15 protein-coding genes and 1 tRNA gene are annotated in these 14,311 nt (G+C 69.4%); 11 read left to right on the top strand and 5 right to left on the bottom strand.

Annotated elements, in window-relative coordinates; all coding sequences use genetic code 11:
* Positions 1 to 21: 21 nt before the first annotated feature.
* The 3 genes from MLJ35_RS03640 (at position 22) to MLJ35_RS03630 (ending at position 3,261) form a co-directional block, all read left to right on the top strand.
* Positions 22 to 285, top strand: a complete 264-nt coding sequence (locus MLJ35_RS03640; RefSeq protein WP_243383050.1) for a hypothetical protein — start codon at positions 22 to 24, stop codon at positions 283 to 285.
* Positions 286 to 335: 50 nt separating this feature from the next.
* Positions 336 to 872 (top strand): hypothetical protein, encoded by a 537-nt coding sequence (locus MLJ35_RS03635; protein ID WP_243383049.1) that lies wholly within the window; start codon positions 336 to 338, stop codon positions 870 to 872.
* Between the two features lie 313 nt (positions 873 to 1,185).
* Positions 1,186 to 3,261, top strand: coding sequence for a bifunctional metallophosphatase/5'-nucleotidase (locus tag MLJ35_RS03630; RefSeq protein WP_243383048.1), 2,076 nt, complete (start codon positions 1,186 to 1,188; stop codon positions 3,259 to 3,261).
* Between the two features lie 83 nt (positions 3,262 to 3,344).
* Here MLJ35_RS03630 and truB read toward each other — a convergent pair whose 3' ends face one another.
* Together truB and rbfA are read right to left on the bottom strand one after the other, a co-directional pair.
* A complete protein-coding gene (truB, locus tag MLJ35_RS03625) occupies positions 3,345 to 4,256 on the bottom strand; it encodes a tRNA pseudouridine(55) synthase TruB (RefSeq protein ID WP_243383047.1) in 912 nt (303 codons plus the stop codon).
* Entirely contained in the window at positions 4,257 to 4,658 is a 402-nt protein-coding gene (gene rbfA / locus MLJ35_RS03620) for a 30S ribosome-binding factor RbfA (protein ID WP_243320693.1), read from the bottom strand.
* A 52-nt stretch (positions 4,659 to 4,710) separates the two neighbouring features.
* Between rbfA and MLJ35_RS03615 the strand changes: the two genes are divergently transcribed.
* The 3 genes from MLJ35_RS03615 to tpiA all read left to right on the top strand — a co-directional run bounded on the left by MLJ35_RS03615 (position 4,711) and on the right by tpiA (position 7,567).
* Positions 4,711 to 5,448, top strand: a complete 738-nt coding sequence (locus MLJ35_RS03615) for a class I SAM-dependent methyltransferase (protein WP_243383046.1) — start codon at positions 4,711 to 4,713, stop codon at positions 5,446 to 5,448.
* Positions 5,449 to 5,518: 70 nt separating this feature from the next.
* Positions 5,519 to 6,715, top strand: coding sequence for a phosphoglycerate kinase (locus MLJ35_RS03610; protein WP_243383045.1), 1,197 nt, complete (start codon positions 5,519 to 5,521; stop codon positions 6,713 to 6,715).
* A 117-nt stretch (positions 6,716 to 6,832) separates the two neighbouring features.
* Positions 6,833 to 7,567 (top strand): triose-phosphate isomerase, encoded by a 735-nt coding sequence (gene tpiA, locus MLJ35_RS03605; RefSeq protein ID WP_243383044.1) that lies wholly within the window; start codon positions 6,833 to 6,835, stop codon positions 7,565 to 7,567.
* Here the strand turns inward: tpiA and MLJ35_RS03600 are convergent, their stop codons facing one another.
* Both MLJ35_RS03600 and MLJ35_RS03595 read right to left on the bottom strand, forming a co-directional pair.
* Complete coding sequence (locus MLJ35_RS03600) at positions 7,568 to 8,299, bottom strand: TFIIB-type zinc ribbon-containing protein (protein ID WP_243383042.1); 732 nt, start codon at positions 8,297 to 8,299, stop codon at positions 7,568 to 7,570. It abuts the gene before it with no gap.
* Positions 8,299 to 9,045: a hypothetical protein gene (locus tag MLJ35_RS03595; RefSeq protein WP_243383041.1), complete on the bottom strand. Its 747-nt coding sequence runs from the start codon at positions 9,043 to 9,045 to the stop codon at positions 8,299 to 8,301. Before MLJ35_RS03595 ends, MLJ35_RS03600 begins: the two co-directional genes overlap by 1 nt.
* A gap of 94 nt (positions 9,046 to 9,139) precedes the next feature.
* Between MLJ35_RS03595 and aroF the strand changes: the two genes are divergently transcribed.
* The 3 genes from aroF (at position 9,140) to MLJ35_RS03580 (ending at position 10,706) form a co-directional block, all read left to right on the top strand.
* Positions 9,140 to 10,171: a 3-deoxy-7-phosphoheptulonate synthase gene (gene aroF, locus MLJ35_RS03590; protein WP_243383039.1), complete on the top strand. Its 1,032-nt coding sequence runs from the start codon at positions 9,140 to 9,142 to the stop codon at positions 10,169 to 10,171.
* A 38-nt stretch (positions 10,172 to 10,209) separates the two neighbouring features.
* On the top strand, positions 10,210 to 10,554 hold the full coding sequence (gene secG, locus MLJ35_RS03585; RefSeq protein ID WP_243320678.1) for a preprotein translocase subunit SecG: 345 nt from the start codon (positions 10,210 to 10,212) through the stop codon (positions 10,552 to 10,554).
* Between the two features lie 66 nt (positions 10,555 to 10,620).
* Positions 10,621 to 10,706 (top strand) — tRNA-Leu (locus MLJ35_RS03580).
* A gap of 57 nt (positions 10,707 to 10,763) precedes the next feature.
* Here the strand turns inward: MLJ35_RS03580 and MLJ35_RS03575 are convergent.
* Positions 10,764 to 12,164 (bottom strand): Kelch repeat-containing protein, encoded by a 1,401-nt coding sequence (locus tag MLJ35_RS03575; RefSeq protein ID WP_243383038.1) that lies wholly within the window; start codon positions 12,162 to 12,164, stop codon positions 10,764 to 10,766.
* A 143-nt stretch (positions 12,165 to 12,307) separates the two neighbouring features.
* Here MLJ35_RS03575 and MLJ35_RS03570 point away from each other — a divergent pair, with 143 nt between their 5' ends.
* On the top strand, positions 12,308 to 13,402 hold the full coding sequence (locus tag MLJ35_RS03570) for an A/G-specific adenine glycosylase (RefSeq protein WP_243383037.1): 1,095 nt from the start codon (positions 12,308 to 12,310) through the stop codon (positions 13,400 to 13,402).
* Between the two features lie 11 nt (positions 13,403 to 13,413).
* Positions 13,414 to 14,298, top strand: a complete 885-nt coding sequence (locus tag MLJ35_RS03565; RefSeq protein ID WP_243383036.1) for an aldo/keto reductase — start codon at positions 13,414 to 13,416, stop codon at positions 14,296 to 14,298.
* Positions 14,299 to 14,311: the final 13 nt, after the last annotated feature.

Below are 14,311 nucleotides of genomic sequence, written 5' to 3'. Positions count from 1 at the left end.
CCGTAATCCCAGGAGGCAGCCATGACGGACATCGCCATCCAGACCACCCTGAACGAAGAGGAATGGAAGATCGTCATGGCCCTCCGGGAGATCCCGGACAGCCCGCTCCGCGCCAAGGTGTCCGGCCTCCTGGCCGAGCTGGCGCGGTTCATCCAGCAGCCCCGCTGCCTGGGCATGCAGAGTGACGGCTTCCCGTGCGGGAGCCCCCACACCAGCTGCGAGGAATGCCAGCACATGCTGAACGTTCTCGACGATCTGGCCGGGAGGATCCCGGTCCAGGGCTGAAGGCCTTCCGAGGTGGGTTAAGCTGAAGCTCCATCCACCTCGAGGACATCATGACCAAGCTCGCCCGGGCACTGGCCTGCCTGATCGGAACCGCAGCCGTGGTCCAGGCGCAAGGCGCGCCCTCGGACCCCTGGGCCCCGGTCCGCTTCCTGGTGGGGGAATGGCACGGCGCCATCACGGGCGACCAGGGCACGGGCACGGCCACGCGCCGCTACCGCTTCATCCTGAGTGGCCAGTTCCTCCAGGAGCGGAGCATGGCCAGCTTCCCGCCCCAGCCCCTCCACCCCGACGGCACGGTGGCCAGCCATGCCAGTTTTCTGGCCTACGACACCGCTCGGAAGGCCCTGGTGTTCCGCCTCCTGCGCCAGGAGGCGTTCAGCGGCACCTTCGTCCTCTCCCCCACCCAGAGCCAGCCCACCAAGCTGGTCTTCGAAAGCGTTCAGCTGGACAGCGCCGCCACGTCGAAGGCCCGGGAAACCTTCGAACAGATCTCCCCCGAGGCCTATGTGGAGACCTTCGAGGTCGCCGAGGCGGGAAAGCCGTTCTCGATCCGTAGCCGCATCCAGTTCAAGCGGCGTCAGCCCTAGCCGACGATCCTCTTTTGAATCCATTGCTTATCTATATTTTCACACCAAAGATCTGACAAACAGCGGCATTTGACGGCGAGTCTTGGAAAAGGACTTGCAGGACATCATCGGGTCCGCATATTTCCATCTGCGCCACCGTCTCCGCCCCGCTCCGCCGACAAGGCCCGGCTCTCGAACCGTCGCCAGGCCCCTTCCCTCCGGGTGGCGTGATCTGAACCTCCCACAGGGCCCCCGGGCCGCTTCGCCTGCGACCTGCGGGCCGGAGGGGTTCTGTCCCTGCGCTTCTTCCACCCCCATCTCAGGAGGCATTGCCATGCGCAAGCAACTGCTGTCCTCCCTGCTGGCCCTGGCCGCCGCGATACCCTTCGTCACGTGCGGCGGCAGGTTCGGCGTCGACAAGGAAGGCAACCGAACCCTCGTCCTGCTCCACACCACGGACGAACATTCCCGCCTGCTCGGCGTGGGCCCAGAGGTCGACGGCTACCCGGCCCTCGGCAAGTCCCCCCAAGGGAGACTGGTGGGGGGCATCGCCCGACGTTCCTCCATCCTCGCTGCGGAGCGGAAACGCGCGGACGTCCTGCAAGAGAGCAGCCTGACCCTCTCCTCCGGGGACAACCTCATGGGCACCCTGTTCCAGGCCGCCTCCACCACGGCCTCGCCGGACTACCGGGCTCTCAAGGCCCTGGGCTATGACGCCACCACCCTGGGCAACCACGAATTCGACGCGGGCCCCGCCTACCTGGCCGGCGCGCTCTACGCGGCCCAGGCCCAGGGCGGGCTGGTTCCCGTCATCGCCAGCAACATCCACTTCTCCGGGGATGCGTCAGCGCCCGACGCCGCCCTGGCCAGCCTCTACGATCCCACCGGCCAGGACGCCACCAAGCCCATCCGGCCCTACCTGGTGATCCGGGCCACCAACGGGCTGAAGGTCGGCATCCTGGGCGCGCTGGGGGCTGTCCCGGCCGCCGTCGCTCCCCTCAAGGCCCCCGTTTCGTTCACCGTGCCGGAAGATCCCAACCAGGAACTGCAGACGCGGGTGGACGAGCTCCGGAACACCGAGAAGGTGGATCTGGTGGTCCTCCTGGCCCACGCCGGAACGGAACCCGACACACCCGAGCTGGGCGAGAGCTACCAGATCGCCCGGAACATCGCCGGCATCGACGTGATCCTCAGCGGCCACGCCCATGTGACCACTCCGCCCTTCCTGGTGGCCAACGCGACCACCGGGAAGAACGTGATCGTCGTGGAACCCGGCTGGAACGGGGAGGCCGTGGAGCGGCTCGTGCTCAAGGTCAGGCAGGACGGGACCGTCCAGATGGATGCGGACCAGACCACCCTGATCCCCGTGGATGACCGCACCCCCGCCGATCCCAGGATGAGGTACCTGGTGGATGAGGCGATCCAGTCCCTCGAGACGCCGGAGGAATGGACCGGCGCCGGCCAGTCCATGCTCGAGCGGACCCTCAGCGACATCGAGGGCGCCCCCGTGGTGAACGATTCGAAGGCGACCGGCGACCTGTTCTTCCGGAAGCTGGGCGCCACCACCTTCGAGCTGACGACCAGGCCCCGCAAGGAGACTGGCATGCTCCGCCTCGCGGCCGACTCGATCCTCGCCGAGGCCGAGGCCTCCGGCGGGCCCACCCACGTGAGCCTCACCTCCTACGGCAACGTCCGGGACGGCATCCACCTTGGCTACAGCGGCACCATCGCGATGTCCGACGCCTTCCGGGTCTATCCCATGGGGCTGGGCCCCGATGCCCTGGGACACGACACCCCAGGCTACGGACTGGTGCGCGTGGCCATCCCCGCCATCGAGCTGAAGGCCATCCTCGAGGTGACCGCCACCTATCCCTTCGTGTCCATCGAAGGCGCGGACCAGTACGTGCTGCCCTCCGGTGTCTCATTCACCTTCGACACCTCCCGTCCCGTCTTCGATCCGGCGGACCCGGGCAATCCAGCCAAGGGGAGGGTCACCCGGATCGCCTTCGCCAGCAACCACGCGGCCCTGGACACCTTCGACTTCCCGATCTTCGATTTCACCTATTCGCCAGTCGGCTGGCTGAACGCGGACTATCCCTATATGCCGGTGGTTGTGGCCACGGACGTGTATCTGGCCCTGATGGCGCAGACCCTGGGGCTTGCCTACTGGCTGCCGGACGCCACAGCGGCGGATTTCGCCGGCGGGACCAAGCTGGTGACGAACATCGGCCAGGTGATGCTCTTCCGGTCCACAGACGGCTCCTCGATCAAGGCCTACGAGGCCTTCGCGAAGTACGTGCGCGCCCAGTGCCAGGCCAATGGCGGCGTTCTCCCCTCCCGCTACGATGACTTGTCGGCCGAGGGTGCGGCGCCCAGGCGGGCCATCGGCACCGGCCCCGGCACGGAGTGACCCTTCTGGTTGAACCCATCCGTCAGGATTGATCAGGGAAACCGCAGGAGAAACCCCTCTCCTGCGGTCTTCACCATTCGAGCCTACAACCCGCCCCGCAGGTTCGCGATGGTGCGGAGACCCCCGTCATCGGAGGGCCTCAGGAGGGCCACCAGCCGGCCCGCGTGCAGGGCGCGCAGGGGCGCGCAGGGATCGGGGAAACCTTCGGGCATGGGCCAGGTCGCCGGCACCGTCTCTCCGGCCGGAATGACCCGGCCGTGGGCCAGATGATCGGCCTCCAGGTCAGACAGCAGGCGCGTTGGGCACCAGGGCAGCAGGTCCGCGCCGGTGAGCAGGCGCTCCCGGCCTTCGCCGGGATCCGCCCAGGGGCCGATGGCCGTGCGATGCAGCGCGGTCAGGTGGGCGCCGGAGCCCAGGGCGCGGCCCAGGTCCCGGGCCAGGCTGCGCACGTAGAAGCCGCCGCGGCAGGTGAGTTCCAGGGTGCTGCGGCCAAGCTGACCCGGGCGCAGGTCGTGGGAAATCCACCGTGCGCAGAGCAGGAAGACCCGGCAGGGCTTCATCACCACGTCCTCGCCCCGGTGCGCCTTCTTGTAGGCCGATTCGCCGTCGATCTTCTTGGCGCTCGTGGCGGGGGGCACCTGGTCCGTCCAGCCCAGGAAGGGCACCAGGGCTGCGTCCAGGGATGCAGGCGTCAGGTGCGCGGCCGGGGCCTCCGACACGGGCTTCCCGTGCAGGTCGCAGGTATCCGTCTCCACGCCCCAGGCGACTTCCGCCACGTAGGTCTTGGGCAGGGGATGCATCAGCTCCATGAGGCGGGTGGCCTGGCCCGCCATCACCAGCAGCAGGCCATCCGCGAAGGGATCCAGCGTGCCGCCGTGGCCCAGGGCCAGCTTCTTCTGCCCGGCCTCGAAGGCCCGGCGCTTGAAGCCCCGGATCACGTCAAAGCTGCTCTGGCCCACGGCCTTGTGGACGAGGTGGATGCCCGGTTCGACCATTCAAGATTCCGCAGGGTCCGCAGCCTCGGGATCGGCGGGCCGCGCGGCCCGTTCCCTCTCGATCTCCGCCAGCAGGGTTTCCATGTGGTTGCCTTCCTCCAGCGTACCGTCCGGGAAGAACCGCAGCTCGGGGACCCGGCGCATCTTGAGGCGGGAGGCCAGCTGGCTGCGCAGGAACCCGGCAGCGCGGCCGAGGGCCTTGCGGGTGAGGGCGTCCTGGGCCTCCTGGTCGCCGCCATTGGGGGGCAGCACCGTGAAGTACACCTTGGCCACGCTGCGGTCCGGCGAGAGCCGCACGGCAGTGAGGGTGAGGAATCCGAGCTCCGGGTCGCGGAGCTCGCGCTGGATGAGGTTCGACAGCAGGAAATGGATCTGGTCTTCGAGGCGTTCAGGGCGCTGCATGGGCTTCCTTCCTCCTTCATTCTACAGGTCCGCGCTCTGGTAGCCTTCCTCGATGGCCGACTGGTTCGAAACCTGGTTCGACGAGGACTATGCCCTGCTCTACGCGCACCGGGACGCGGAGGAGGCCAGTTTGGCCGTGGCCCTGGCCCTGCGCGAGGCCCCGGAGCTGGCGCACGGCCCCGTGCTGGACCTGGGCTGCGGTGCGGGCCGACACCTGGAGGTCCTGCGGCGGACCAACCCGCAGGCCTTCGGCATGGATCTCTCCGCCGCCCTGCTCCGCCGGGCTGCCGCACGGCTTCGACCCTGGCTCCTCCGCGGTGACATGCGCGCCCTGCCGGTGAAGGACGGGGCACTCTCCGGCGCCTGCCTCTGGTTCACCCCCTTCGGCTACTTCTCCGATGCCCAGAACCGTGCGCTGATGCTGGACCTCGGGCGTGTCCTCCGCCCTGGCGGCGCGCTCCTCATGGACTACCTCAATGCGGGGCTGGTGGCGCGCGAGCTGGTGCCCGAGGACACGCTGGAACGCTCGGGCGTGCGGGTCCAGAGCCGCCGCGCCATCGAGGGCGGCCGCATCGTGAAGCGCATGACGATCACGCAAGTGGACACAGGCGAGACCCGCCAGGTCCTGGAGAGCGTGCGCCTCTACCAGCCCGCCGACATCGAGGCCCTGGCCGCCGACGCTGGGCTGCGGTTGCGAACCGTGAAGGGCACCTATGCCGGAGGCTCCTTCACCGAGGACAGCCCCCGCTGGATCGGCCTCTTCGAGAAGCTTCCGACAGCCGAGAGCTGAGAGCTGACAGCCGATAGCTGACAACCGCATCTTCCGTCAGAATGGGACTTTCCAAGAGCAAGGAGCAGCCATGGGCTTCCAGTCGGTGCGGGATCTCAATGTGAAGGGCCATCGCGTCTTTCTGCGGGCGGACCTCAACGTGCCGCTCAAGGAGGGCCGCATCACCGATGCCACCCGGATCCGCGAGACGCTCCCCACGCTGAAGTGCCTGCTGGAGGGCGGCGCCTCCGTGGTGCTGGCCTCCCACCTGGGCCGCCCGGAGGGCAAGGGCTTCGAGGCCGCCTTCAGCGCCGCCCCCGTGGCCGCCTGGCTGAAGGAGCAGGGCTTCGACTGCCGCCTGGCCAGCTACGTGAACGGCGAAGCCGTGGAGGCCGAGGCCGAGGCCCTGAAGCCCGGCCAGGTCCTGCTGCTGGAGAACCTGCGCTTCGAGAAGGGCGAGACGAAGAACAGGGAGGACTTCGCCGCCAGCCTGGCGAGGCTGGCCGACACCTACGTGAACGACGCCTTCGGCGCGGCCCACCGGGCCCACGCCTCGGTGAGCGGCATGGTCGCGCACTTCCCCAAGGACCGCGTGGCCGCGGGCTTCCTCATGGAGAAGGAGCTGAAGGCCCTCGGGAAAGTCACGGAGAACCCGGACAAGCCCCTGGTGGTGATCTTCGGTGGCGCCAAGGTGAGCGACAAGATCGAGCTCATCCAGAACTTCCTGGGCAAGGCCGACGCCATCCTCGTGGGCGGGGCCATGAGCTACACCTTCCTCAAGGCCCAGGGCTTCCAGATCGGCAAGAGCCTCTGTGAGGAGGACAAGCTGGAGCTGGCCCTGGACCTGCTGAAGCAGGCCGAGGCGAAGGGCACGCGCCTGCTGCTGCCCCTGGACCACGTGACGGCGGCCGAGTTCAAGGAGGACGCGGACTGCGCCATCACCGTGGACCAGAACATCCCAGCGGACCGCATGGCCCTGGACATCGGACCCGAGACCGTGGCCACCTACGCCGGGGAGATCCGCGCCGCCAAGAGCCTCCTCTGGAACGGCCCCATGGGCGTCTTCGAGATGGCCTCGTACGCCGCTGGGACCCTGAGTGTGGCCGAGGAGCTGGCCGAGGCCGCCGGCAAGGGGGCCTTCGTGCTGGTGGGTGGTGGCGATAGCGTGGCCGCCGTGAACAAGGCCGGGGTGGCCACCCGCATGAGCCATGTCTCCACGGGGGGCGGCGCCAGCCTGGAGTTCCTCAGTGGCCTGGAACTGCCCGGCGTCGCGGCCCTTCAGCGCTGAACAACCCCAGGGCAGGACATGCCCAGTCCGTGAATCACTGGTAGCCTCTAGGTCTCCCCCAGCGGATTGCCGCGCCCTGCTGCCGTCGACCGGCCCTGTGCCACTCAGGAGGTTTCCATGCGCTTTGTCGTCGCCAACTGGAAGATGAATTTCCTGTCCAACCAGGCCCGCGACTTCTGCGAGGCCTTCCTGGCGGATTACGCCCCATCGCCCTCGGTGACGGCTGCCATCGCCCCGCCCTTCCACCTCCTCCGGCCGGTGGCCGACAGCCTCCGGAGCCGCCAGGTACGGGTCTTCGGGCAGAACGGCCACGCGGAACCCAAGGGCGCCTACACGGGCGAGATCTCCATGGCCCAGCTGCAGGACTGCGGCTGCTCGGGGGTGATCCTGGGCCACAGTGAGCGCCGCCAGCTCTTCGGGGAGACCGACGAGGCCCTGGTAGCCAAGGTGAAGGCCGCCCGGGACTGGAATCTGCTCCCCCTGCTCTGCGTGGGCGAGACCCTCGAGGAGCGGAAACAGGGCCGGACCCTGGAGGTTCTCGGCCGCCAGCTCTCCATCCTGGCGAAGACCGGCCCCACGCCCCTCTGGGTGGCCTACGAGCCGGTGTGGGCGATCGGCACGGGCCTCCGCGCGGAAGTTGGACAGATCCGCCAGGCCCACGGATTCATCAACACGAAGATCGCTGAACACATGAGCCTGAATTTCGGCCCGGTACCCATCCTCTACGGCGGCAGCATCACCCCCGAGAACTTCCCCGAGCTGCTGGACATCCCCGAGGTGGCCGGCGGTCTCGTGGGCGGCGCCAGCCTGGATCCCGCCAAGTTCGGCGCCCTGGTGAAGCAGGCGGGCTGATCAATCCCGATCGAGGAAGCGACCCGCCACCTCCAGGGCGAGCCCCATCAACCCTGCGGCCGTGAGCCATGAAGGCGGAGCACCGGTCTGCGGCTCGAGATCCAGGCCGGCCGCCGGCTGCGGCGCCTGGGCCCGACGGGCCTCCTTCAGGTCCTCCAGCTCCCGTGCCCGCGCACGGTCCAGGCCACCACCCGCGATGAAGGCGAGCAGCCGGCGCAGCTCATCGCGGTCGAACCAGAGACCGTGGGCCTTGCAGACATCCAGCACCACACCGGACCGCCGGGCGTAGTTCACCCGGTTCATGCGCTGCCCGCAGGCGGGACAAGGACGGTACTGCACGGGCTCCAGCGCCGCGGCGGACGAGAGCGGCGGCGCCGGAAGGGCTCCCAGCACGGCACCTTGGCGCTCCCGGCTGGCGCCCAGCTGCTCGAACACGGTCCTATCCAGCCACAGGCCGCCGCAGGCCAGGCACGCCTGCGTGTCGAGGCCTCCGACCTGGCTGGCGGCAAGCGGCTTCGCGCAGGCGGGACAGGGGGACCCGTCGGCCACGATCGGCGTCCTGGGGGCCATCGCCGCGCCGCAGGAAGGGCAGTGGTCCGCCGAGAGCGGCACCAAGGCGAAACAGGCGGGACAGGCCACCGTGGCGAGCTGGGCGTGGCAATAGGGGCACTGGGGCACGTCCGACGGGACCGGTGCGCCGCAGCCGGGGCAGCGGAGGGCCTTGGCTTCCATCAGTCCTGCTTCGGTTCGGGCTTAGAAGGCGCGGGCTCATCCGTCTTGGCAGCGGGCTCCTGATAGAAACGCTGCTCCGCCAGCCGCATCCAGTGGAACTCGGAGGACAGTTTCTGCACCACGACGCGGGCGAAGCCCTTGGCCTCCTCCTCGCGGATGCGGCCGTCATCGTCCCGCGATCCTGGCGGCAGCGGATCCATGGCCTCGACCACCTCGGAGGGCTCGATGGCCTCGGTCCATAGCGGTTCAGGGTTTCCCGGCTGCACCAGCCGGACTTGGGCCCGGACCACCTGGGGACGATAGCCCAGCCGGTCCCGGGTGTTCTGCTGCGCCATGGCCGCCTGGCTGCCGGCCCAAAGCCCCCAGAAGAGCCCGTCCACGACGCCCCAGCCCCGGTTGCCCGAGGCGGCGCTCAGGGCGCCCACGGAGGCCCCCACCGCCACGCCCACTGCCGTGGGACTGGGCTGGCCAGGGGCAGGAGAGACATCCCGGATATCCACCTGGAGTTCCGCCGACCCCACCGGCGGCTTCACGCCCTCGGGCACCACCACCACGCGGGTGGCCAGGTGGGCTCGCAGCGCCGAGGCGTATTCCTTCTGGAAGGACTCCCGGTCCGCCAGGCCCGACGGCAGGCTCACAGACACGCTCACGGGACCGGGCTGTCGCCGGAAGGCCTCCACCTCGGGGCGGACGCAGCCAACGGCCAGCAAGAGAGGGACGAGGAGCAGGATGGGAGCGCGCCGCATGGGACCTCCGCGCCCAAGTCTGGGGGCGCCTGCGCCCTGTGTCCAGGCGCTCGTCCCACCTGGGCGCTAGAATCGAGCTTCCCTGCGAGGCCGCATGCTCATCCTCATGGAACCCACCGCCACCCGTGAAGAGGTCGGCGAAGTCATGGCCCTGCTGGAATCCGCCGGTATCCGCTGCCAGGTGAACGAGACGCCGGAGGCCCTCAGCATCGTGGCGCCGAACGCCTCCAAGGCGCTGAAGCCTGACCGCATCGAGCCCATGGCGGGCGTGCGCCGGGTGGTGCCCATCACCAGTCCCTACAAGCTCGCCAGCGCGGACGCGGCCGCAGGCCGCACGGTGGTGGACGTGCGTGGCGTGGGGATCGGCGGGCCCGATCTGGTGCTGGTGGGGGGTCCTTGCGGCGTCGAGAGCCGGGAGCAGCTCTTCACGGTGGCTCGCTACGTGGCGGAAGCCGGCGTGAAGCTCCTCCGGGCCGGCGCCTTCAAACCCCGGACCAGCCCCTACGCCTTCCAGGGTCTGGGCCTGGAGGGCCTGCGCCTGCTGGAGGAGGTCCGGGCCGAGTTCGACCTGGGCATCGTGACCGAGGCCACGGAAGTCGAAACCTTCGACGATGTGGAGCGCAGCGCGGACATGGTTCAGATCGGCGCGCGCAACATGCAGAACTTCGCCCTGCTGCGCAGGGCCGGGCGCAGCGAAAAGCCCGTGCTCCTCAAGCGGGGTCCCGCCGCCACCTTGGAGGAATGGCTCTACGCCGCGGAGTACGTGCTGGGCGAGGGCAACCGCAACCTGGTGCTCTGCGAGCGCGGCATCCGCACCTGGTCCGATCACGCCCGCAACACCCTGGATGTGAGCGTGGTCCCGGCCGCGAAGGCCCTCACGCACCTGCCGGTCATGGTGGATCCGAGCCATGCCACGGGGCGGCGCGACCTGGTGATCCCCTGCGGCCTGGCGGGCGTGGCGGCGGGTGCGGATGGCCTGCTGGTGGAGACCCACTGCAACCCCGAGAAGGCTCTGAGCGACGGGCCGCAGGCCCTGCTGCCCTCTGATTTCATCCGCCTGGTGGAGCGGGCCAAGGCCGTGCACCAGGCCCTGCGGGCTCCCAGCCTCACAGGGCTCTGGATGTAGGTTCCGCCCTGTGCGAGACTAGGAGGTTCGGAGTTTCCATGAATGGCCTCGCCCTCGCACTTCTGATCCTCTTCGGTGTCCTGCTCATCGGGACGATCCTGCTGCAGCCCGGCACCAAGGGCGGCCTCGGCGCCTCCTTCGGCGGCGGCGGTGCGAACTCCGCCTTCGGCGCCCAGGGCGCCACGCCCTTCCTCTCCAAGGCCACGTACTGGCTGGCCGCCGGCTTCCTGGGAACCACGCTGCTCATCGAAGTGATGATCATCCGCGGGAGCCGCTCCGTGCTGGAGAAGATCTCCGACAAGCCCGCGGCCACGGCGCCCGCGCCCGCTCCCGCCGTTCCCCTTCCCGCGCCCGCGCCCTCGCACGCGACCGAGAAGAAGTAGGTCCGCCTCGCGCGAAACCGGGCATTGACCGCGTCCGCGCTTTGGGTGAAGATGGTTGTTCCACGTGCCCGCGTGGTGAAATTGGTAGACACGCCATCTTGAGGGGGTGGTGGCCACAAGCCGTAGCAGTTCGAGTCTGCTCGCGGGCACCAAACGAAACGAGCGCCATCCGGCGCTCGTTTTTTTGGTTTCAGGCTGGAGGCGGACGCCTACCGGAACACCTCGGTCAGCTTGATGCCGCCGCCGCCCTCGGTGCCGCCGGCCAGGAGCACGTCGCCCGACAGCAGGCGCGTCGCCGTGTGGCGGTAGCGGGTGGTCAGGTTCGAGGTCAGCAGGGTGCTCTTGGCCAGGATCGGATCGAACACTTCGAGCGTGGCCGACGCGAGGGAGCCCTCGCCCTGGGTCCGCCCGTGGGCCAGGAGGATCCGCCCATCCGTGAGAAGGGTGGCCGTGTGGTGGCTCCGGGGCCGGAGCATGGTCCCCGCGGCGGCAAAGGTTCCCGTGGCTGGATCGTAGATCTCCAGGGAGGAGGACACATCCGTGTCCGGCAGGTCCGGCGTGGTCCCTCCGGCGACCAGGACTCGGCCATCTGGCAGTGGCGTCGCCGTGTGCCCGTACCTGGCCTGGGCCATGCTCCCTGTGGGCGTGAACGTGCCCGTGGCGGGGTCGTAGAGCTCGGCGGAGGCCCAGGTCAGCTCCGGGCATCCGTACCAGCAGGTGCTGTTCCGCCCGCCGGCGATGAGCACCTTCCCGTCCGGCAGCCGAGTCGCCGTGTGGCCGGTCCGGGGCGACGCCATGGACCCCGACGGTGTGAACGCACCCGAGGCGGGGTTGAAGATTTCCGAGGTGGACGTGGCGTAGACATCCGAACCCGTGGCGGGCAGCCCGCCTGCCAGCAGGACGCGCCCATCCGCCAGCTCCGCCGCCGCGTGGAGCATCCGAGTGGCCGTCAGGGCCCCCACCGCACGCGGGCCGGTTCCAACCTCATAAACCTGGGCGGTGGACAGGACGCTCGTGCCGTAGACACCCCCCGTCAGCAGCACGCCACCCCCCGGGAGAACCGAGGCCTGGTGGGCCCAGCGCCTGGTCCCGAGGTCGCCGGCCGGGATGAAGGCCCCTGAGGAGGGCAGGTACCGCTCGAGCTGGCTGGACTCCATCCCGCCCGCCAGCAGCACGCTGCCGTCCGGCAGCAGGGTGGCGCTGTGGTCCGAGCGGGTGAACTGGGCGGGGGCGGCCGGGACGAGGCTGGCCAGGTACGCGGAGACCGTCACGGGTGCCTCGGCGACGGCCCCGGGGACCTGGCTGCTCGTGGCCCGGAGGTGGTAGGTCCCGGCCGTGAGCGGCGCCTGGTAGCGACCACTGGCGTCCACCGTTCCGCCCTGGGGCTCCACCACCGAGAAGGCTGCCGGAACCGCATGACCCTGGGCGTCCTCCACCCACACCTGCAGGGCGCCGCCCACCTTGATGTCGCTGGTGGCGGGTAGGAGCTTCAACGCGACGTGAGCCGGGGTTCCGACGGCGCCGGAGCCCCCGCCGCCGCAGGCCCAGATGGTGGCCAGCCCTGCCCCCACTCCGAGGAACACCAGCGTCGAACGGAATGCCTCAGCCATTGTTTTCATCATTCATCCATGAAAAAAGAATGATTCTAATGCGGATCTAACGTTCCGAATACCCCCAATTTCGCCGCCAGGAACTCGCCGTCTCGCCTGCGAACCGTCCGGGCGGCCGGGCCCCTGAATGGTAGGGTCTGGGTATGTCCTGGCCTCCCGCCCCCGCCCTTCTCGCCCCCCTGGCTCCCTGGTTCGAAACCTCCCGACGGGACCTGCCCTGGCGGGCCGCGGACCTCGACGCGCCCCATCCGGATCCCTATGCGGTTCTGGTATCCGAGCTGATGCTCCAGCAGACCCAAGTGGCCACGGTGATCCCCTACTTCACGCGGTGGATGGCGCAGTTCCCCAGCCCAGACGAGCTCGCGAAGGCAGACGAAGATGCGGTCCACAAGGCCTGGGAAGGCCTCGGCTACTACCGCCGCGCGCGGTACCTGAAGGCCGCGGCCAGCAACATCGCCGCGGCGGGATGGCCCGGCGATCTGGAAGGTCTCGCGGCCCTTCCGGGACTGGGGCCCTACACCGCCGCCGCCGTGGGATCCATCGCCTTCCAGTGGCCCGCGCCCGCCCTGGATGGCAATGCCTTCCGGGTCCTGGCCCGGCTGCTGCTGATCGAGGGCGATCCCAAGGCGCGGGCCGGGGACCTGCGCACGTGGCTCGCCCCTGCCCTCGTGGCCCATGGTCCCTCGCGCCTGACCCAGGCCCTCATGGAGCTGGGAGCCACGGTCTGCGCGCCCGTCGCTGGCTGCGGATCCTGCCCCCTGGCGGAGACCTGCGGTGCCCGACTGGCCGGCCGAACGGCGGAGATCCCGCCCGTGGCGAAGCGGGCAGTACCGAAAGCCTCGGCCCTCTGGCTGGTGGCCATGGAAGCCGAGGGCCACATGCTGCTCCATGCCCCCGCCGCCAGTGGCCTCCTGGCTGGTCTATGGCGCTGGCCGGCACTCGATGCGGAGGCGATCCCAGCAGGCAGCGTAGCCTCCGAGGCACCGGCCCTCGTCGCATGGCCCGGCTGGACCCAGGTCTACACCCATCGCCGTGAGGCCGTGAGTCCCCTGTACCTGCGCCTCGAGGCACGCTTCGAGGCCGCGAAGAGCCTGCGCTGGGTCCCCGTGGGCGACCTCTCCCGCCTTCCCCTCGGAAAGCGGGATCAGCGCCTGCGGGACCTGCTGGCCACCCCCGGCCAGACGCCCCAGGAGGCGCCGGACTCCGCCCTGCTGATCCAGAACCTGTCCAAGGCCTAGGAGGAAACCCCATGCCGATCCTGCGCCCCTACGGCTCCACCGGCATGGCTGTGAGCCTTCTGGGCTTTGGCGCCGGCCACATCGGCGATCCGGATTTCGGCGAAAAGGACTGTGGCGCCTTCCTCCATGGCCTGCTGGACGCGGGCGTCACCCTGCTGGACACCGCCCGGGGCTACGGGCTTTCGGAAGAGCGCATCGGGCGGCACCTGGCCGGGCGGCGCGGCGAATTCATCCTCTCCACCAAGGTGGGGTACGGCGTCGAAGGGCTGGAGGACTGGACCCATGCCTGCGTGGCCGCTGGCGTGGACCGGGCCCTGAAGGTCCTCCGCACGGACCACCTCGACATCGTTCACCTGCACTCCTGCTCCCGGGAGATCCTCGCCCAGGGCGGCGTCATCGAGGCCCTCGAGCAGGCCAAGGCCGCCGGGAAGATCCGGGCCATGGCCTATTCGGGCGAGAATGAAGCCTTGGCCTTCGCTCTGGCCTCCGGCCGCTTCGATGGGGTGCAGTGCTCGCTCAACCTCTGCGACCAGAGGGTCCTGGGCGACGCCCTTCCCGTCACCCGGACGCAGGGTCTGGGCCTCATCGCGAAGCGTCCTCTGGCCAATGCCCCCTGGCGCTGGGTCGGACGTCCGGCGGGGGAATACTGCGAAGTCTACTGGGTGCGCCTGAAGGCCATGGGCCTTGATCCCAGGGACCTGGACTGGCCGGAGCTGGCCCTGCGCTTCACCGCCTTCCACGAAGGCGTGTCCAGCTGCATCGTCGGCACCAACAAGCCGGAGCACCTGAAAGCCAACCTCCGCCTTCTCGAGAAGGGGCCCCTTCCGGCGGACCGGATGGTCGCCATCCAGGCTGCCTTCGCCGCCTGCGACGAGGGATGGGACGGCCAGATCTGAAGTCCCGGCCTCG

The organism is Geothrix alkalitolerans (assembly GCF_022808885.1).
Taxonomy (GTDB): Bacteria; Acidobacteriota; Holophagae; order Holophagales; family Holophagaceae; genus Geothrix; species Geothrix alkalitolerans.
This window is presented reverse-complemented; position numbering and strand designations above follow the sequence as displayed.

What these genes read in the sequence shown, in the direction of transcription:
- MLJ35_RS03640 (WP_243383050.1), top strand. Translation starts at nt 22, where the DNA reads ATGACGGACATCGCCATCCAGACCACCCTGAACGAAGAGGAATGGAAG.
- MLJ35_RS03635 (WP_243383049.1), top strand. Translation starts at nt 336, where the DNA reads ATGACCAAGCTCGCCCGGGCACTGGCCTGCCTGATCGGAACCGCAGCC.
- MLJ35_RS03630 (WP_243383048.1), top strand. Translation starts at nt 1,186, where the DNA reads ATGCGCAAGCAACTGCTGTCCTCCCTGCTGGCCCTGGCCGCCGCGATA.
- truB (WP_243383047.1), bottom strand. Translation starts at nt 4,256, where the DNA reads ATGGTCGAACCGGGCATCCACCTCGTCCACAAGGCCGTGGGCCAGAGC.
- rbfA (WP_243320693.1), bottom strand. Translation starts at nt 4,658, where the DNA reads ATGCAGCGCCCTGAACGCCTCGAAGACCAGATCCATTTCCTGCTGTCG.
- MLJ35_RS03615 (WP_243383046.1), top strand. Translation starts at nt 4,711, where the DNA reads ATGGCCGACTGGTTCGAAACCTGGTTCGACGAGGACTATGCCCTGCTC.
- MLJ35_RS03610 (WP_243383045.1), top strand. Translation starts at nt 5,519, where the DNA reads ATGGGCTTCCAGTCGGTGCGGGATCTCAATGTGAAGGGCCATCGCGTC.
- tpiA (WP_243383044.1), top strand. Translation starts at nt 6,833, where the DNA reads ATGCGCTTTGTCGTCGCCAACTGGAAGATGAATTTCCTGTCCAACCAG.
- MLJ35_RS03600 (WP_243383042.1), bottom strand. Translation starts at nt 8,299, where the DNA reads ATGGAAGCCAAGGCCCTCCGCTGCCCCGGCTGCGGCGCACCGGTCCCG.
- MLJ35_RS03595 (WP_243383041.1), bottom strand. Translation starts at nt 9,045, where the DNA reads ATGCGGCGCGCTCCCATCCTGCTCCTCGTCCCTCTCTTGCTGGCCGTT.
- aroF (WP_243383039.1), top strand. Translation starts at nt 9,140, where the DNA reads ATGCTCATCCTCATGGAACCCACCGCCACCCGTGAAGAGGTCGGCGAA.
- secG (WP_243320678.1), top strand. Translation starts at nt 10,210, where the DNA reads ATGAATGGCCTCGCCCTCGCACTTCTGATCCTCTTCGGTGTCCTGCTC.
- MLJ35_RS03575 (WP_243383038.1), bottom strand. Translation starts at nt 12,164, where the DNA reads ATGGCTGAGGCATTCCGTTCGACGCTGGTGTTCCTCGGAGTGGGGGCA.
- MLJ35_RS03570 (WP_243383037.1), top strand. Translation starts at nt 12,308, where the DNA reads ATGTCCTGGCCTCCCGCCCCCGCCCTTCTCGCCCCCCTGGCTCCCTGG.
- MLJ35_RS03565 (WP_243383036.1), top strand. Translation starts at nt 13,414, where the DNA reads ATGCCGATCCTGCGCCCCTACGGCTCCACCGGCATGGCTGTGAGCCTT.